Source organism: Janthinobacterium sp. SUN073 (assembly GCF_030397665.1).
Taxonomy (GTDB): domain Bacteria; phylum Pseudomonadota; class Gammaproteobacteria; order Burkholderiales; family Burkholderiaceae_D; genus Janthinobacterium.
Window position 1 is genome coordinate 56,625 of the sequence record NZ_JAPUBT010000007.1, and the last position, 18,177, is coordinate 74,801.

17 protein-coding genes are annotated in these 18,177 nt (G+C 60.8%); 6 read left to right on the forward strand and 11 right to left on the reverse strand.

Annotated elements, in window-relative coordinates; genetic code table 11:
- Positions 1–33 precede the first annotated feature (33 nt).
- The 4 genes from atpA to O0882_RS18870 all read left to right on the forward strand — a co-directional run bounded on the left by atpA (position 34) and on the right by O0882_RS18870 (position 4,425).
- Positions 34–1,575: a F0F1 ATP synthase subunit alpha gene (atpA, locus tag O0882_RS18855; RefSeq protein WP_071080007.1), complete on the forward strand. Its 1,542-nt coding sequence runs from the start codon at positions 34–36 to the stop codon at positions 1,573–1,575.
- Between the two features lie 62 nt (positions 1,576–1,637).
- On the forward strand, positions 1,638–2,513 hold the full coding sequence (gene atpG / locus O0882_RS18860) for a F0F1 ATP synthase subunit gamma (RefSeq protein WP_141171262.1): 876 nt from the start codon (positions 1,638–1,640) through the stop codon (positions 2,511–2,513).
- 29 nt (positions 2,514–2,542) lie between these two features.
- Positions 2,543–3,943 carry a F0F1 ATP synthase subunit beta gene (gene atpD / locus O0882_RS18865; protein ID WP_071080005.1) on the forward strand — a complete coding sequence of 467 codons (1,401 nt, stop codon included), beginning with the start codon at positions 2,543–2,545 and terminating at the stop codon, positions 3,941–3,943.
- A 62-nt stretch (positions 3,944–4,005) separates the two neighbouring features.
- Positions 4,006–4,425 carry a F0F1 ATP synthase subunit epsilon gene (locus tag O0882_RS18870; RefSeq protein WP_289950435.1) on the forward strand — a complete coding sequence of 140 codons (420 nt, stop codon included), beginning with the start codon at positions 4,006–4,008 and terminating at the stop codon, positions 4,423–4,425.
- Between the two features lie 69 nt (positions 4,426–4,494).
- Here O0882_RS18870 and O0882_RS18875 read toward each other — a convergent pair whose 3' ends face one another.
- From O0882_RS18875 to O0882_RS18910, 8 genes are all read right to left on the reverse strand, one after another.
- On the reverse strand, positions 4,495–5,046 hold the full coding sequence (locus O0882_RS18875; protein WP_289950438.1) for a hypothetical protein: 552 nt from the start codon (positions 5,044–5,046) through the stop codon (positions 4,495–4,497).
- A 176-nt stretch (positions 5,047–5,222) separates the two neighbouring features.
- On the reverse strand, positions 5,223–6,299 hold the full coding sequence (rsgA, locus tag O0882_RS18880) for a ribosome small subunit-dependent GTPase A (RefSeq protein WP_289950439.1): 1,077 nt from the start codon (positions 6,297–6,299) through the stop codon (positions 5,223–5,225).
- 265 nt (positions 6,300–6,564) lie between these two features.
- Entirely contained in the window at positions 6,565–7,119 is a 555-nt protein-coding gene (locus O0882_RS18885) for a hypothetical protein (protein WP_289950440.1), read from the reverse strand.
- A 63-nt stretch (positions 7,120–7,182) separates the two neighbouring features.
- On the reverse strand, positions 7,183–7,554 hold the full coding sequence (speD, locus tag O0882_RS18890) for an adenosylmethionine decarboxylase (RefSeq protein WP_289950441.1): 372 nt from the start codon (positions 7,552–7,554) through the stop codon (positions 7,183–7,185).
- A 2-nt stretch (positions 7,555–7,556) separates the two neighbouring features.
- Complete coding sequence (locus tag O0882_RS18895) at positions 7,557–7,727, reverse strand: hypothetical protein (RefSeq protein ID WP_157814714.1); 171 nt, start codon at positions 7,725–7,727, stop codon at positions 7,557–7,559.
- The gene (locus O0882_RS18900; protein WP_289950443.1) at positions 7,724–9,187 is read right to left on the reverse strand and encodes a DUF4178 domain-containing protein; all 1,464 of its coding nucleotides are present in this window, start codon (positions 9,185–9,187) and stop codon (positions 7,724–7,726) included. Before O0882_RS18900 ends, O0882_RS18895 begins: the two co-directional genes overlap by 4 nt.
- A gap of 10 nt (positions 9,188–9,197) precedes the next feature.
- Positions 9,198–10,235, reverse strand: a complete 1,038-nt coding sequence (locus O0882_RS18905; RefSeq protein ID WP_289950444.1) for an SPFH domain-containing protein — start codon at positions 10,233–10,235, stop codon at positions 9,198–9,200.
- 31 nt (positions 10,236–10,266) lie between these two features.
- Positions 10,267–10,653, reverse strand: coding sequence for a DUF350 domain-containing protein (locus O0882_RS18910; RefSeq protein ID WP_070313122.1), 387 nt, complete (start codon positions 10,651–10,653; stop codon positions 10,267–10,269).
- A 59-nt stretch (positions 10,654–10,712) separates the two neighbouring features.
- Here O0882_RS18910 and O0882_RS18915 point away from each other — a divergent pair, with 59 nt between their 5' ends.
- Together O0882_RS18915 and O0882_RS18920 are read left to right on the forward strand one after the other, a co-directional pair.
- On the forward strand, positions 10,713–12,224 hold the full coding sequence (locus O0882_RS18915) for a polyamine aminopropyltransferase (RefSeq protein WP_289950450.1): 1,512 nt from the start codon (positions 10,713–10,715) through the stop codon (positions 12,222–12,224).
- Positions 12,224–13,855 carry an NAD(P)-binding protein gene (locus O0882_RS18920; protein ID WP_289950451.1) on the forward strand — a complete coding sequence of 544 codons (1,632 nt, stop codon included), beginning with the start codon at positions 12,224–12,226 and terminating at the stop codon, positions 13,853–13,855. The genes O0882_RS18915 and O0882_RS18920 overlap by 1 nt, the downstream gene beginning before the upstream one ends.
- A 48-nt stretch (positions 13,856–13,903) precedes the next feature.
- On the opposite strand, the gene mmsB is transcribed toward O0882_RS18920, so the two are convergent.
- The 3 genes from mmsB to chvE all read right to left on the reverse strand — a co-directional run bounded on the left by mmsB (position 13,904) and on the right by chvE (position 17,842).
- Entirely contained in the window at positions 13,904–15,121 is a 1,218-nt protein-coding gene (gene mmsB, locus O0882_RS18925; protein ID WP_289950453.1) for a multiple monosaccharide ABC transporter permease, read from the reverse strand.
- Positions 15,111–16,652, reverse strand: a complete 1,542-nt coding sequence (mmsA, locus tag O0882_RS18930) for a multiple monosaccharide ABC transporter ATP-binding protein (protein WP_289950455.1) — start codon at positions 16,650–16,652, stop codon at positions 15,111–15,113. The genes mmsB and mmsA overlap by 11 nt, the downstream gene beginning before the upstream one ends.
- 113 nt (positions 16,653–16,765) lie before the next feature.
- Positions 16,766–17,842 carry a multiple monosaccharide ABC transporter substrate-binding protein gene (gene chvE, locus O0882_RS18935; RefSeq protein WP_071079995.1) on the reverse strand — a complete coding sequence of 359 codons (1,077 nt, stop codon included), beginning with the start codon at positions 17,840–17,842 and terminating at the stop codon, positions 16,766–16,768.
- Positions 17,843–18,177 lie beyond the last annotated feature (335 nt).

Below are 18,177 nucleotides of genomic sequence, written 5' to 3' on the forward strand. Positions count from 1 at the left end.
CGCAAGCTGAGAGAAACACTTTTAGGAGTTAGTATGCAACTCAACCCATCTGAAATCAGCGAGTTGATCAAGAGCCGGATCCAAGGTCTTGACGGCGGCGCTGAAGTGCGTAATCAAGGCACGGTTATTTCCGTCGCCGACGGTATCTGCCGCATCCACGGTTTGTCGGACGTGATGCAAGGCGAGATGCTGGAATTCCCAGGCAACACGTTTGGCCTGGCAATGAATCTGGAACGCGACTCCGTCGGTTCCGTGATTCTGGGTGCCTACGAGCACATCTCCGAAGGCGACACGGTGAAATGCACCGGCCGCATTCTGGAAGTGCCAATTGGTCCTGAGCTGCTCGGCCGCGTTGTCAACGCGCTGGGTCAGCCAATCGACGGCAAAGGCGCCATCGACACGAAACTGACGGCCGCGATTGAAAAAATCGCTCCGGGCGTGATCGCCCGTGAGTCCGTTTCGCAACCAATGCAAACCGGCCTGAAGTCGATCGATGCGATGGTTCCAGTTGGCCGCGGCCAGCGCGAACTGATCATCGGCGACCGTCAAACCGGCAAGTCGGCTGTGGCGATTGATGCGATCATCAATCAAAAAGGCCAGGGCATGAAATGTATCTACGTCGCGATTGGCCAAAAAGCCTCGTCGATCAAGAACATCGTGCGCTCGCTGGAACAGCACGGCGCGATGGAATACACCATCGTTGTCGCCGCTTCCGCTTCGGAATCGGCCGCCATGCAATACATCTCGCCGTACTCCGGTTGCGCCATGGGCGAATACTTCCGTGACCGCGGTGAAGATGCACTGATCGTCTACGATGATCTGTCCAAACAAGCTGTTGCATACCGTCAAATCTCGCTGCTGCTGCGCCGTCCACCAGGTCGCGAAGCGTACCCAGGCGACGTGTTCTACCTGCACAGCCGCCTGCTGGAACGCGCAGCACGCGTGAATGCCGACTACGTCGAGAAGTTCACCGACGGCGCCGTCAAAGGCAAGACCGGTTCCCTGACGGCACTGCCGATCATTGAAACGCAAGCTGGCGACGTGTCCGCATTCGTTCCAACCAACGTGATTTCGATTACCGACGGTCAGATCTTCCTGGAAACCTCGCTGTTCAACGCCGGTATCCGTCCTGCGATTAACGCCGGTATTTCCGTATCGCGCGTCGGTGGCGCCGCCCAGACCAAGGTCATCAAAAACCTGTCCGGCGGTATCCGTACCGACTTGGCGCAGTACCGTGAATTGGCCGCGTTTGCGCAGTTCGCATCGGACCTGGATGAATCGACCCGCAAGCAGCTGGACCGTGGTGCCCGCGTGACGGAATTGCTCAAGCAAGCCCAGTACTCGCCACTGTCGATCTCGCTGATGGCCGTATCGCTGTTCTCGGTGAACAAAGGCTTCATGGACGACGTGCCAGTCAAGCAAGTGCTGTCGTTCGAAGCTGGTGTCCACGCTTACATGAAGACCAAGCAAGCTGCTCTGCTGGCCAAGATCGAAGAAACCAAGCAACTCGACAAAGACAGCGAAGCAACTCTGTCGGCGGCCATTGCTGATTTCAAGAAATCCGGCGCATATTAAGCGGCCAGGCGGCGCCCACCTCGAGTGAGGCGCCGCCCTACGCGCAGAAGGAGTAAGGACTCATGGCATCAAGCAAAGAGATACGAGGCAAGATCAAGAGCGTAGAGAATACGAAGAAGATCACCAAGGCGATGGAAATGGTCGCCGCGTCCAAAATGCGCAAGGCGCAAGACCGGATGCGGGCCGCTCGTCCCTATAGTGACAAGATTCGGAATATCGCCGCCAATCTGGCGAATGCCAATCCGGAATACACGCACCCGTTCCTGGCAGCTGCCCAGGGTACGCAAGCGAAGGCAGTGGGTTTCATCGTTGTCACGACCGACAAGGGTCTGTGCGGCGGCATGAACACCAACATCCTGCGCCAGGTGACGTCGAAGTCGCGCGAGCTGGAAGCAGCTGGCAACCGGATTGAAGCAGTTGCCATCGGTAACAAGGGTTTGGGTTTTTTGAATCGCATCGGCGTCAAGATCGTCGCTTCTGCCATTCAAACTGGTGATACGCCCCACCTGGACAAACTGATCGGACCTGTCAAGGTCATGCTCGAAGAGTTCCAGGCAGGCAAGCTCGACGCAGTGTACCTGTGCTACACCAAATTCATCAACACGATGAAGCAGGAACCAGTGGTCGAACAGTTGCTGCCCCTGACGGCTGACAAGATGGTCGCCGACAAGAGCGCACACTCGTGGGATTACATCTACGAGCCGGATGCGCAAAGCATCATCGACGAATTGCTGGAGCGCTATGTAGAAGCGCTGGTGTACCAGGCAGTCGCGGAGAATCTGGCGTCCGAGCAATCGGCACGGATGGTCGCGATGAAAGCTGCAAGCGACAACGCGGGTAGTGTGATCGGCGAACTGAAGCTGATCTACAACAAGACCCGCCAAGCTGCGATTACCAAAGAACTCTCCGAAATCGTCGCCGGTGCGGCTGCGGTTTAAACGAATTTAACTATATTGAAGGAACGAACATGGCTGATGGCAAAATCGTTCAGTGTATCGGCGCTGTGGTGGACGTTGAGTTTCCCCGCAACGCGATGCCTAAGGTATTTGATGCCTTGAAGATGGCAGGCTCGGAACTGACCCTGGAAGTACAACAGCAGTTGGGCGACGGCATTGTCCGTACCATTGCACTCGGCACGTCCGATGGCTTGCGTCGCGGCATGATGATTCAAAATACCGGCAAACCTATCATGGTGCCAGTCGGTAAAGCAACCCTGGGTCGCATCATGGACGTGCTGGGTAACCCGATTGACGAATGCGGCCCAGTGTCGCACGAGCAAGTCGCGTCGATCCACCGCACCGCTCCTGCATACGACGAACTGTCGCCATCGCAAGAACTGCTGGAAACCGGCATCAAGGTGATCGACCTGGTTTGCCCGTTTGCAAAAGGCGGTAAAGTTGGTCTGTTCGGCGGCGCTGGCGTAGGCAAGACCGTCAACATGATGGAATTGATTAACAACATCGCCAAAGCGCACAGCGGCGTGTCCGTGTTCGCCGGTGTGGGTGAGCGTACGCGTGAAGGTAACGACTTCTACCACGAGATGGCTGACGCGAAAGTGGTCGATCTGGAAAACCCAGAGAACTCCAAAGTCGCGATGGTCTACGGTCAGATGAATGAGCCGCCAGGTAACCGTCTGCGCGTCGCGCTGACCGGCCTGACGATCGCTGAATCGTTCCGTGATGAAGGCAAGGACGTTCTGTTCTTCGTCGACAACATCTACCGCTTTACGCTGGCTGGTACCGAAGTCTCGGCACTGCTGGGCCGTATGCCGTCGGCTGTGGGTTACCAACCGACCCTGGCTGAAGAAATGGGCCGTCTGCAAGAGCGTATCACGTCGACCAAGACCGGTTCGATCACCTCGATCCAGGCCGTCTACGTTCCAGCCGATGATTACACCGATCCATCGCCTGCTACCACGTTTGCTCACTTGGATTCGACCGTTGCGCTGTCGCGTGACATCGCTTCCCTGGGTATCTACCCAGCCGTGGACCCACTCGATTCGACCTCGCGTCAGCTCGATCCGTTGATCGTTGGTCAAGAGCACTATGACACCGCGCGTGCCGTGCAAACGACCCTGCAACGCTACAAAGAATTGCGCGACATTATCGCGATTCTGGGTATGGACGAGCTGGCACCGGAAGACAAACTGCTGGTTGCCCGTGCACGTAAGATGCAGCGTTTCCTGTCGCAGCCTTTCCACGTCGCTGAAGTCTTTACCGGCGCGCCTGGTAAATACGTTTCGCTCAAAGACACGATCAAGGGCTTCAAAATGATCGCTTCGGGCGAACTCGATCACCTGCCGGAACAAGCGTTCTACATGGTCGGCACGATCGAAGAAGCAATCGAAAAAGCCAAGAAACTTAACTAAGTTAAGTCTGGGCCTAACCCCGCCCCTTAGAAGGCGGGGTTCTTCAACCCGATAGGATACACATGGCACACACAATTCACGTTGACGTGGTTTCCGCTGAAGAACTGATTTTTTCAGGCGAAGCAGAATTCGTCGCGTTGCCGGGTGAACAGGGCGAGCTGGGTATCTACCCACGCCACACGCCTTTGATTACCCGCATCCGTCCGGGCGCGGTCCGCATCAAGGTAGTCGGCCAGGCTGAAGAAGAGTTCGTCTTCGTTGCCGGCGGCCTGCTGGAAGTGCAACCGAATACCGTGACCGTCCTGGCCGATACCGCGATCCGCGGTCACGACCTGGATGAGGCGAAAGCGCTGGAAGCGAAGAAGTTGGCGGAAGAAAATATCCACAACAAGGATTCGGGCATCGACTACGCGCAAGCGCAAGCCGAGCTGGCCAGCGCGATTGCGCAGCTGGCAGCGATCCAGAAGTTGCGCAAGCATTAATTTGCTCGCATGCAGTAAAACAAAAAGGCAGCCTGCGGGCTGCCTTTTTTTATGCCTCAGCCGCTAGACTTATTCGCAGCGTGGCTGCCAGGCACCATCGCGCAACTGGACAGCCAGGCTGGCATTGCCCTCATTGACCAGCTTCAGCGTCGCCTGCTTGCCCGCCGCCGATTGGTCTTCGCCGGGGGGTGTTTTTACCGCATACTGAAACTGCAGCAGGCCACCGCAGGCGGCAGCGCCATGAAAGCTCTTGCTGACGTTCGATTCATACACGGGGTTGGCCGCATCCGGTTCATATACCGACCGCATCAGCACGTGGCCATTTTCGACCGTGACGGAGGAAATCGGTTCCGGCTTGGTGGCTGCCAGCGACTTGAGCAGGGCTGCCGAGAAGGCCAGGGGATCGGTCTTGGAATTGCCTTCGTAGAGTATGGTAATCAGGCTGCTCCATTTTTCCACCGCTTCGCCATTCGTCGTATATTCATACAAGGCCCGTTGGCTGTTGCGACCCTGCGGCGCGGTAAACGCCAACGTGTAGACCTTGTCGGCATAGTGAATCTCTTGCGGCACGATCAGCTTCTGCGCGAACAGCGAGCCGCTGGCGAACAGGCAAGCTGACAATGTACTCAGAAGTAAAACGGTTTTTCCCTTGAACACAGTGCATCCTCATTTCATGGTTGGCGGGCCGCGGGCATTGCGTGCGGCGCATGTCTGCTGGTACTGCATTTGACTATACCTTGCATATTTCTCAATTGCAACTTTGATATATTCCAGCATCCTGGCTGCGGGTCGGCTGTTCATGCAATCCCTTTCTTGTCGCGCTGCCTGAAGGCCTTCATCGTCACCTTCCACTTGGCGCGCGCTGCGCTGCGCTCGAGCGGCGTCGTTTCGCCACGGAGGGCATCGCGCAGCAGCTTGTGATAATTGCGCAAGCGGTCCGCATCGATGGCGCCGCGCACGGCGCAACCGGGTTCGCTGGCATGCTGGCAATCGCGGAACTGGCACGTCGCTGCCAGTGCCACAATGTCGTAAAACGTGGCCGCCAGGGTCTGCGCGTCGGCATCGGCCTGCCAGCTGCGCAAGCCCGGTGTGTCGATGATGCAGGCGCCATCCGCGCACAGGTGCAGCGAGCGCGCCGTCGTCGTATGCCGGCCACGGCCGTCGCCATGGCGCACGTCGTTGGTCGTTTGATCCACCGCGCACAGGGTGTTGGTCAGGCTGGACTTGCCGGCGCCCGATGAACCGAGCAGCACCAGGGTCTGGCCGGCGCCCAGCCAGGGTTCCAGGATGGCCACGTCATATGCGTGGCGCGTATCGACGGCCAACAGCGGCACGTGGGGCGGCAGGCGCTGTTTCAGCTGCGCCAGTTTACCGGCGACGTCGTCGGCTACGTCGGCCTTGCTCAGCACCACCACGGGCGTCACTTGCGCCGCCAGCACGATGGCCAGGTAGCGCTCCAGGCGGCGCGGATTAAAATCCTCATCCAGTCCCATCACCAGCAGGGCCGTATCGACATTGCTGGCGAGTACCTGGCGGCGGCCGTCATTGCCGCGTCGGGCGATTTGCGTGACTGGGGATAAGTGCGCCGTTATCCACAGCGCGCCGTGCGCATCGTGTTCGGCGGCGACCCAGTCGCCGACCGTGAGGACCTCGTCCTTCGCCTGCAGTTCGTGCAGCAGGCGCGGCAGGATCTGCGCCGGGTGTTCCTTGCCGCCGTCGTGCACGCCGATGCTGTCGCGGTGCACGGCGCTCACGCGCAGCAGCTGCGCGCTGGAAGAAGATAGTGGGGAGGATACGTCGAGTTGGGCGGCTGCGCTGGCGATGGCCTGCTGCAGCCCGATAAGGCGTAGTTGCGCAAAATCGAATGCGATCATGGTAGCGTGATTCCAGATTCTGTCGTCCGCGTGCGGACATGTAGCCTGCGCGTGCAGGCACCGCCAGTCGCGATGACTGGCACGAAAGAAGGGGGACGTCGGCTACGCGATCACGCGTATGGGGAGTTGCGAGCTAACAGGCTACGCAGGGAAAAACGGTGATCAGGCAGCCGACAGCACGGCAGTATGCGAATGGCGCATGTTGTCTACTCCTGAGGTGTGATGGAAAATGCCAGTGTGCCAGCGGCGTGCGCCGCCGTCAACCTCAGCTGCACATGCCGTATGCCTGGCGCTCGGGGAAATAGCGGTACGTAAACGTGCGCACCGGGTAGCGCTTGCCGGCGACGAGCATGTCGGGCATCGACAGATCGAAGCGCTGCGGCAGCTGGCGCGGCAGTTGCAGGCGCAGCCGCCACTGGGTTTCTGCGCTCGAACCCACGGCGGAAAACATGATGGGCAGTGTTTCGATGACGTCGACCATTTCCGCCTTGCGGCTCACGCCGCGCTGGTAAATGGTGAGTATCTTCGCTTCGGCGAACGGTGCTTGTTTCGGCTCTTCCAGCAGGAAGGACAGGCGCGTAAAACTGGCTTGCGTACCGACGGGCAAGGTGAAGATCAGCGCCAGTTCCGTGCCGCCTTCCTTCAAGGTGACGGGCGGCGTGGCATACACGCTGATACCGCGCGGCAGTTCGAAACGCGAACCTTCCGTCCACGTCTTGCACTCGGGCGTGGTGGCCTGGTACAGGCTGGGCGCCGTGTAGTCGTCGCAGGCGGAAACCAGCAGTAGCAGGGGCAGGGCGAGGAGGGTGGAACGGCGCATGGGAGTCACGGTTGGAGGATCAGCCGACAGTGTAAGCGATCGCCACGCGATCCACCAGCGACGCTAGGAGTGCTCGGGCGGGGCGCGCCGCACGGATTGCAGCTGGCAGTGCGCCGCCTGCAGTGCGTCCTGGATGGCGTCAAGCGCCAGTTGCGGCTGCGCCGCGCCGCACATGAAGATGTCGACGGCGGCAAAGCTGCATTCCGGCCAGGTGTGGATGGAAATGTGCGATTCGGCCAGCAGCACCACGCCGGTGACGCCCTGGCCTGCGCCAAAGCTGTGGAAATGGCTGTGCAGCACCTGCGCGCCGGCCGTAGTGGCCGCTGCGCGCAGCAGGCGTTCGAGCGCGGCGCAGTCGCGCAGGCGTTCGGGTGCGATGCCGGACAAGTCGGCCAGCAGATGGATGCCCAGGGGCAGATGCGGTGTGGCGGTCATGCTTATTTGTGGCTGCCGCCACTGGAGCCGCCACCATAGCTGCCGCCGCCGCTGCCCGTGCGCGAACTCCAGCTGCTGCCGCTGCTGCTGCCGGCTACCTTGAACATGCGCACCCAGTTGGCGGCCGTGACGGAAAACGTCACCATCAAGGCATAGATCACGTATTTACTCATGGAGGATTCTTTGCATTCTTGTCGAGGAAAACGGCGGGCAGGAACAGCGCCAGGCAGCCCAGCAAACTCCACATCAAGGTGCTGGAGAACGAGACAAACATGGGGATCGCATTCAAGACCAGCACGATGACGATGAAGACCTTGGCGATACCGCGGTGACTCAGTTTAATATTTTGTACCTTGGCAGCGCCATGGAAGGCGGCGCCGAACCAGGCGGCCATCTGGTCATAGGCGACGGGTACGGAGCGCGACCAGGTCATTTCCTCGCCGGTGAGCTCCGTCGCCAGTTTTGTCTGACCCTGCTCGAATTCGTGGACGCGCGTGCTGTCGCCGACGGCCACCTTCCAGTTGAAGGCGCCCGCCGCATACACCACCTGCGAGCCGTAGTCATACAATTTGCGATAGGTGGCGCCATCGAGCGTGCAGGTAGCGGCGTCCAGCGAGGCCCAGTTGGGCCAGTTCGGCAGCACGTTCGAGCGCGACCAGCCGTCGTCCGTCTCCACCAGCCAGAAGAAGCCGGCGCGCGCGTTGTACAGCAGGTATTCGTTCCACTCGCTGCCTTCATCGTCGGCGCGGCGCATCATGCCGATCACCGTGAAGTCGGCATTGCTGATCTTCGCGCTGGCGCCCAGCTCCAGCGTGATGTCGGCATTGTCGTGCACCTGCTTGCCGATGGCCAGCACCTGTGCTTCCGGGCCGCTGGCGTCGAGCTGCGCGTGGCAGGCGGGACACACCAGCTGCGCCGCCGCGCCGGGGACGTACTTGATGCCGCTGCCGCAGGAGGGGCAGTCGAGCGCATCGAGCTTGCCACGGTACTTGCCGGCGCTTCTGGCGATGGCGTCGTCATCGCGCAGCAGCTGGCACTGCAAGCCATCCAGGGTGACGGCAACGCCCTGGTAGACGACGGGTTGCGGGCCGTCCGTGTAGTCGAGCGTGACAAAGCTGGCGTAGTTGCGGAAGTCCGCCACCTGGATGCGCCAGCCGGCGCCCACCTTGAACGGCAATTCACCCTGGCCGGCGATGCATTCGGCATTGCGGATCTCGGCCGCCGTGTACGGCTCGCCGCAGAGCGTATAGCGCTTGCCCGGCGCCAGCTCGCCAAAGACGGGCAGGGTATCTTGCGTGCTGCGCTCACGCGTCAGCGTGTACAGGCCGGACGAGTCGCCCAGCCAGGCCGTGCTGGCGTCGTCGAACAGCAGATACCACTCGTTCCATGTGCCGGCGCTGTAGCGCTGCTGGATGCGCCCGACGACGGTGAAGTGCAGGCCGTCGTGTACGCCGGCCGTGCCGATCTGGATCGGTGTATAGTCTTCCAGGACGGTCGACATCTTGCCCACGTCCCTGACGGAATCGGCGTCCTTGAGGATGGTGCTGTGGCAGTACTCGCACACGGCGAGCACGGAAGCATGCGAGCGGAAATGAACTTCCGCGCCGCAGCTGGGACAGGAAACAGTTTGCATGCAGTCGCGCTTAACCGATCAGTTTTTTCAGCAGTTCAGCCTTGGCGCCGTCGTAGTCGGCCGGCGAAATGAGACCCTTGTCGAGCAGACCCTTGAGCTTTTCCAGGCGTGCCTCGATCGGTTCTTCCGCAGGGGCCGGTGGTGCCGCAGGTGCGGCCGGAGCCGGCTGCTGCAGCGCACCGCCCATGCTTTGCGCCATCACCTGGCCGATCGACAGCCCGGCGCCGAGACCGGCGCCGATACCGGCCATGCCGCCTTCGTTCTGCGCCGCCAGCGGGATCGCGTTGGCGACCTGGAATTTGGTGTAGCCGCTCATCTTGTCGGCGCCCAGCCCGCCCTTCATGCCGGCCGAGATGCGCTCGTCGAGCGCCGCCTGCAATTCCTCGGGCAGGCTGATGCTGGCCACGTTGAATTCATCGAGGCCCACGCCATAGCGGGCAAACGCCTGCGCCAGGCCATCCTTGACCTCTTGCGCCATCAGCGCCTGGTTGGCCGCCATGTCGAGGAAGGGAACGTTCGCGCCGCCCAGCGAGCTGGCCATGCTCGACATCAGAATGCCGCGCAATTGATCTTCCACCTCGTCGCGCGTATAGACTTCGCGCGTGCCGCTGATCTCGGTGAAGAAGGTGCGGGCGTCGGCGATGCGGTACGAGTACATGCCGAAGGCGCGCACGCGGATCATGTCGAAATCCTTGTCGCGGATGGTGATCGGCTGCGGCGTGCCCCACTTGCGGCCCGTCTGTACGCGGGTGCTGAAGTAATACACATCCGACTTGAAGGGCGAGTCGAACAGCTTGTCCCAGTTTTTCAGGTTGGTCAGCAGCGGTAAAGTCTGCGTCGTCAGCTTGTGCGTGCCGGGACCGAAGACGTCGGCGATCTTGCCTTCATTGACGAAGACGGCGACCTGCGATTCGCGCACATTCAGGATGGCGCCGTTCTGGATCTCGAAATCCTGCATGGGGAAGCGCCAGGCCAGTACGCCTTCCGTTTCTTCGTTCCACTGCAGTACGTCGATAAACTGCTTCTTGATAAAGCTGCCGAGGCTCATGATGAATGTCCTTGAATAAGATAAAACGGTGTCAGGAAATGCAGGCGGCGTTGATGGCGCCGATCGACAGGGAAATGGCGCCCAGCAAGCCGCCGAAGGCGCTGTTGTTCGATTCGATCTGGTCCTTCGACATGCGCAGCAAGCGCGTGGTGACCACATAGGCGAGCAACTGCACCACCATGGCGCCGAAGGCCCAGGCGAAGAATTGCTGATAGTCGGCCGTGTGCATCAGGGACGAGGCGATGGTGGCGGAAAATCCCAGCAGCGCGCCGCCCAGCGACAGCGCCGCCGCCTGGTTGCCCTGGCGAATCAGCAGCACTTCGTTGTAGGGCGTAACGCGCGTGTAGATGATAAAAAATACAATCAACAGCCCGGCGGCCAGTAAAAGATGGATCAGATAGTTTAGGATGGCGGGCACGGCTTTCCTCGCAATGAGTATTTGATAACGTCAACGCATATTAGAACAAAAAAAGTCCCATGAACAAAAAAATTCTGATCTTGTCCGTCTTCGTGGTCGCCTCCTGCGGCCTCGCGTATGAACTGATCGCCGGCGCCATGTCCAGCTACCTGCTCGGCGACTCCATCCTGCAGTTTTCCACCATCATCGGCTGCTACCTGTTCGCCATGGGTGTGGGTGCTCACTTTTCGAAGTATGTAAAGGACGACGACGTGCTCTCGCGCTTCGTCGACATCGAGCTGGCCGTGGGCTTGATCGGTGGCCTGTCGGCCGCCATCCTGTTCATGACGTTTTCGTGGATGGCCGCGCCATTTCGCACCTTATTGTATGTGATGGTGTTCCTGATCGGCGCACTGGTCGGCATGGAAGTGCCGCTGGTGATGCGCGCTCTCAATTCGCGCCAGACGGAATTTAGTGAACTTGTCAGCCGTGTGCTCACCTTCGATTACCTGGGTGCGCTGGCCGTCTCCCTGCTGTTCCCGCTGGTACTGTCGCCGTATCTGGGACTGGTGCGCACGGGCTTTTTGTTCGGCATGCTGAATGTTGGCGTGGGCCTGTGGACGATTTACGTGTTCCGCGCGGAGCTGAAGAACCTCACGGGGCGCTTCCTGCGCGCCTGCGTCGTGATGCTGGTGCTGATCGCCGGCTTTGCCATGTCGGACCGTATGGTGGCCTGGGGCGAACATGGCCTGTTCGGTGACCAGATCGTGTATTCCACCACCACGCCCTACCAGCGCCTGGTGATCACGCGCTGGAAGGACGATACGCGGCTGTACATCAACGGCAACCTGCAGTTTTCCTCACGCGACGAGTACCGTTACCACGAGGCGCTGGTACACCCCGTGCTGGAAGCGCTGCCGTGGGCGCGCCGCGTGCTGGTGCTGGGCGGCGGCGATGGCCTGGCGCTGCGCGAAATCCTGCGTTATCCACAGATCGAGCACGTCACCGTGGTGGACCTGGACCCGGCCATGACGGCCGCGTTTACCACGCGCCCGGAACTGGCAAAGCTGAATAACAACTCGTTCTCCGACAAGCGCGTCACCGTCGTCAATGCCGATGCCGCCGTCTGGCTGCGCAATAACGGCGACATGTTCGACGCGGCCATCGTCGACTTCCCCGATCCGTCCAGCTTTGCGCTCGGCAAACTGTATTCGGTGCCCTTCTACGACCTGGTGAAAAAACACCTGGCGGTCAAGGGCTTGATGGTGGTGCAATCGACTTCGCCCTTTTTTGCCCCGCACGCCTACTGGACCATCAATTCGACCCTGCGCGAAGTGGGCATGCGCACCTGGCCCTACCACGCCTATGTACCCTCGTTCGGCGAATGGGGTTTTATCCTCGCTTCACCCCAGCTCGACTACACACCGCCGACGACATACCGCCTGCCGATGCGCTACCTGAACGCGGACACCACGCGCGAGATGTTCATCTTCCCGCCCGACATGCAGCCGCTGCCGATGGCGCCGAATCGCCTGAATACCCAGTCGCTCGTGCATGAATTCGAGCAGGACTGGAACCGGGTGATTCGCTGATGCGGCGCCGTTCCTTCATGCTGTGGGCTGCCGGTGGCACGGCCGCGGCCGCGGCTGGCATCGGCAGTATCGCCGCGTATTTGCGCTGGCAGGAAATCACGCCCAAGGTGTTGTATCCAGGCCGCAGCGAGGGGCACTATTTGCGCACGCTGCTGCGCGAGCGCACGGCGCTGCCGCCACCTTCACGCACCTTGAGCACCGACGTGGCCATCCTCGGCTCCGGCATCGCCGGCCTGACGGCCGCCTGGCGCCTGAACAAGCTGGGGCACCAGGATTTCCTGATGATCGACGGTCCGCAGCCTTATGGCAACGCGGCCGGCGGCCACTTCGGCGACCTGGCTTATCCGACCGGTGGCCATTACTTGCCGCTGCCTTCGCCCGAATCGACCCATGTGCGCGAGATCCTGTTCGACCTGGGGATTATCCAGCGCGATCCGCAGGCGGAAAAGCCGACTTACGACGAGCGCTATATCCTGCACGCGCCGGAAGAACGATTGCTGTTCAACGGTCACTGGCAGGATGGCTTCATTCCCACGGAAGGCGTGCCGCCTGCGGAACTGGCGCAGCACCAGCGCTTCTTTGCGCAGGTGGCGCAGCTGCGCCAGGCGCGCGGCAATGACGGCAAGCGCGTGTTTGTCTTTCCTACCGTGGAGTCGTCGCATGATCCCGCCTGGCAGGCGCTCGACACCATCACCTTGAAGCAGTGGATGGAACGCGAAGGCTATACCTCGCCTACCCTGCACTGGTATTTGAACTACTGCTGCCGCGACGACTACGGCACGCGCTACGACCAGGTCTCGGCCTGGGCCGGCCTGCATTACTACTGCAGCCGCTGGGGACAGGCGGCGAATGCCGGCAATGGCGCCTGGCTGACCTGGCCCGGTGGCATGCAACCGGTGGCCACGGCCATGGAGCAGGCCTCGGGTGTCCAACGTCATGCGGGCACGGTGGTTTCCGTACAGACGACGGATCAGGGCGTGGAAGCGCTGTGCCTGGAACTGGTCGACGGCCAGCCACGCACCTATTTGGTCCGCGCACGCAAGGCCATCTGCGCCATGCCCTTGTATGTGGCGGCGCGTGTGGTGCCGGACATTGCCAGCTACGGCTTTGACGCGAAGCTGCACACGCCCGCCTATGCGCCATGGATGGTGGCGAACTTTTTACTGAAACGCTTTCCCGACGAACTGCCGCATGCGCCCCTGTGCTGGGACAACGTGGTGTACCAGGAACCGGGCCTCGGCTACGTCGTCTCGACCCACCAGGATATCCGTGTGCGTCCGCCCGAGAAAACCGTCTTCAGCGCCTACGTGGCCCTGTCCGACCGCACGCCGCAGCAAGCGCGCAAATGGTTAGATGTGGCCACGCCCGAGCAATTGCTGGCGCTGGCCAGCGTCGACCTGAAAACGGCGTATGGACGCGATTTTGCCAGCTGCGTCGAGCGCGTCGACATCACCGTGCGCGGCCATGCCATGGCCGCACCGTTACCGGGATTTCGCAGCAATGCGGGCTTGAAGGCGCTGCGCGAGCACGATGGCGCCATCCTGTTCGCGCATGCCGATTTGTCGGGCTTTTCCGTGTTCGAGGAAGCGGCGTGGTGGGGGGATAGGGCCGCTCGCCTGGCGGCAAAATAAAAAGGCCGGCGCGAACGCCGGCCTGAGCCCCCTAAGGCTCGAACCGGTCTACTTGTTCTTGTTGATCACGTCGATGAACACGGCCGCCAGCAGCACCAGGCCCTTGATCACCTGCTGGTAATCGATGCCGATGCCCATGATGGACATGCCGTTGTTCATTACGCCCATGATGAAGGCGCCGATGACGGCCCCCATCACCTTGCCAACGCCGCCCGAGGCCGAGGCGCCGCCGATGAAGCAGGCGGCGATCACGTCCAGTTCAAAACCCGTACCGGCTTTCGGCGTGGCCGTGTTCAGGCGCGCCGCGAAGATCAGGCCGGCCAGCGCGGCCAGCATGCCCATGTTGACGAAGGTGTAGAAGCTGACCCGTTCCGTCTTGATGCCGGACAGGCGCGCCGCCTTCTCGTTGCCGCCCACAGCATACACGCGGCGGCCCAGCACGGTGCGGTTGGTAATGAAGGTGTAGGCGACGATCAGCAGCGACATCACGGCCAGCACGTTGGGAAAACCGCGGTACGACGCCAGCAGGTAGCTGAAATACACCATCACGGCGGCGAAGATGCTATTTTTCAGCAGGAAGAAGGCGCGCGGCTCGTTTTCCATGCCGTGCTTCAGTTGCTTGGCGCGGCTGCGCAGCGAAGTGATAATCAGCGCCGCGGCGGCGATCACGCCCAGCAGCAATGACAGGCCGCGCAGGTTTTCACCGCCGAACGGGTCGGGCAAAAAGCCCGAGCTGAGCATCTGGAAGCCTTCCGGGAAGGGACCGACCGACTGGCCTGCCAGCAGGGCCAGGGTCAGGCCCTTGAACACCAGCATGCCGGCCAGGGTGACGATGAAGGACGGGATTTTAAAGAAGGCGACAAAATAGCCTTGCGCGCCGCCGATGACGGCGCCGGCCAGCAGGCAGATGATGCTGGCGGCGATAAAGTTCATCTCGTAGTTGACGATCAGGACGGCCGCCAGCGCGCCGACGAAGCCGACCACGGAGCCGACGGACAAATCGATATGGCCGGCCACGATGACCATCAGCATGCCCAGCGCCATGATGACGATGTAGCTGTTTTGCAGCACCAGATTGGTCAGGTTCAGCGGCTGCATCAGGGTGCCATCGGTCATGTACTGGAAAAAGCCCATGATGACGATCAGGGAGAGCAGCATGCCGTAGTCGCGCATATTGTTCTTCAAAAAGCCGGCATAGCTTTTCGCTTGCGGCGCGGCCGCTGGCGCTGCTGCTGCCGGCGCGCCTGCTGTCAGTTTATTGTCCATTGTTTTCTCCGTGTGTAACGATCGCGCGCATGATGCGCTCCTGCGATGCTTCTGCCGCGCTCAGTTCTGCCGCGAAGCGGCCTTCGTTCATGACATAGATCCGGTCGCACATGCCCAGCAATTCCGGCATTTCCGAGGAAATCATGATGATGCATTTGCCTTCGGCCGCCAGCTCGCTGATGATGCTGTAGATCTCGTACTTGGCGCCCACGTCGATGCCGCGGCTCGGTTCATCGAGGATCAGGATGTCGGGGCGCGAAAACAGCCACTTCGCCAGCACCACTTTCTGCTGGTTGCCGCCGGACAGATTGACTACCTTTTGCGCCACGCTCGAGCAACGGGTCTTGAGCTTGCGGCGGAACTCCTCGGCCACGCTGAATTCACGCTGCTCATCGATCACCATGTGCTTCGAAATCGCATCCAGGTTGGCCAGGCTGGTGTTCTTCTGGATGTCTTCCTCGAGGATCAGGCCCAGGCCCTTGCGGTCTTCCGTGACATATGCGAGGCCATGGGCGATCGCCTTGCCGATGCTGCTGACGTCGATTTCCTGGCCATTCTTGAGCACCGTGCCGCTGATGCGCTGGCCGTAGGCGCGTCCGAATATGCTCATCGCCAGTTCCGTGCGCCCTGAGCCCATCAAGCCGGCGATGCCGATGATCTCGCCCTTTTTGGCGTGCAGGTTGATGCCCTTGATGACGGGGCGGTCGGCATGCTCGGGATGGAAGACGCGCCAGTCGCGCACCTCGAAAATGGTCTCGCCGATGCTGGGTGTGCGCGGAGGATAGCGGTCGGCCATTTCGCGCCCGACCATTTTTTCGATGATGCGGTCTTCGCTGACGGGCTCCGTGCGGCAGTCGAAACTGTCGACCGTGTTCCCGTCGCGCAGCACAGTGATGGCATCGGCCACCCGCGAGATTTCATTGAGCTTGTGCGAGATCAGGATCGAGGCGATGCCCTGGGCTTTCAGGCCCAGCAGCAGGTCGAGCAGGGCCGCGCTGTCGCTCTCGTTCAGGCTGGCCGTCGGCTCGTCGAGGATCAGCAGCTTGACGTCCTTGCACAGCGCCTTGGCGATCTCGATCAGCTGCTGCTTGCCCACGCCCAGGTTGGTGATCAGGGTGTCCGGGGACTCTTTCAGGCCGACTTTGTGCAGCAGTTCGCGCGTCTTCGCTTGCGCGTATTCCCAGTCGATGACGCCCATGCGGGCCGGCTCGTTGCCGAGGAAGATATTCTCGGCGATCGACAGCTGGGGCACCAGCGCCAGTTCCTGGTGGATGATGATGATGCCGATTTCTTCGCTGTCCTTGATGCCGCGAAAGTGCCGCGTCTGGCCCAGGTAATCGATGTCGCCCGTATAGCTGCCATGGCCGTAGACGCCGCTCAGCACCTTCATCAGGGTCGATTTGCCTGCACCGTTTTCGCCGACGATGGCGTGGATCTCGCCGCTGCGCACGCGCAGGTTGACATTGTCGAGCGCCACGACGCCCGGGAATGTTTTGCGTATCCCGCGCATTTCCAGGATAGTGTTCGTCATATAACCTCTCTGGCACGGCCGCGCTGGTCGGCATCGGTCGTGCGGCAGTCTTGTTCTGGATCGTGCATGAAGCGAAAGGCCCGGCAGCGCCGGGCCTTCAGTACCGTGGATGCTTATTTCACTTGCGCTTCCGTGTAGTAGCCGCTGCCGGTGACGAGCACCTGTTTCCAGTTCGCCTTGTCGACGGTGACCGGTTTCAGCAGGTAGGACGGCACCACCTTGACGCCGTTGTTGTAGGTCTTGGTATCGTTGACGGTCGGTACCTTGCCCGACATCATGGCGTCGACCATGTTCGCCGTCACCTTGGCCAGTTCGCGCGTGTCCTTGAACACGGTCGATGCCTGTTCGCCGCGGATGATCGATTTCACCGACGGGATTTCCGCATCCTGGCCCGTCACGACGGGAAACGGTTGTTTCGGCGTGCCGTAGCCGACACCCTTGAGCGAGGACAGGATGCCGATGCTCAAGCCGTCATACGGTGACAGCACCGCATCGACCCGCGCATTGCCATAGTAGGCGCTGAGCAGGTTGTCCATGCGTGCTTGCGCCACGGCGCCATCCCAGCGCAGGGTGGCCACTTTTTCCATGCCCATCTGCTTCGAGCGCACCACCAGCTTGCCGCTGTCAATGTACGGTTTCAGGACCGACAGCGCGCCGTTGTAGAAGAAGTGCGCGTTGTTGTCGTCGGCCGAGCCGCCGAACAATTCGATATTGAACGGGCCTTTGCCTTCCTTGAGTTTCAGCGCCGATTCGATATAGCCCGCTTGCAGTACGCCGACCTGGAAGTTGTCGAAGGTGGCGTAGTAATCGATGTTTTTCGTGCCGCGGATCAGACGGTCATACGAGATGACCTTGATACCCTTGTCGGCCGCCTTTTGCAGCACGTTCGACAAGGTGGTGCCGTCGATGGCGGCAATCACCAGCACCTTGGCGCCCTTGGTGATCATGTTTTCCACCTGCGCCAGCTGGTTCGGGATATCGTCGTCGGCAAACTGCAAGTCCGTCTTGTAGCCGCGCTCCTTGAATACCTTGACCATGTTGTCGCCATCGGCGATCCAGCGCATGGACGACTTGGTCGGCATCGAGATGCCGATCGCGCCCTTGTCGGCGGCACTAGCCACAGGCATTACCGCCATGCCGGAGATGGCCAGCGCCAGGCTCGCGGTCAGCATTTTCATTGTTGTTTTCATTTCAGGTCTCCACCGTCTTCGATAGTTGAATGTGCCAGGGCCGTCGTCCCACCGGGCGGGCTCCGTGCGGATGGCCGATTGCAGGCCACGGCTGATACTAGTTTGTCCATCCATCCCTCACCAATCACTTTTTTCGCATAGCCGATATCCAAAACGGTATCGATACGCCAATTGATGCAATGCGCCATGTCGCCCCTTTCCGCATGCTGACAGGGCGGAAACGGGGGCCGGGCGGCGGCTTTTTTTGGTGCGCTGCAATACCAATAATCATCATTCAATTTGGTGATTTTCGTAATTGCGGCGACACAGGCCGGCGCGCAGAATCGGTCCGGACT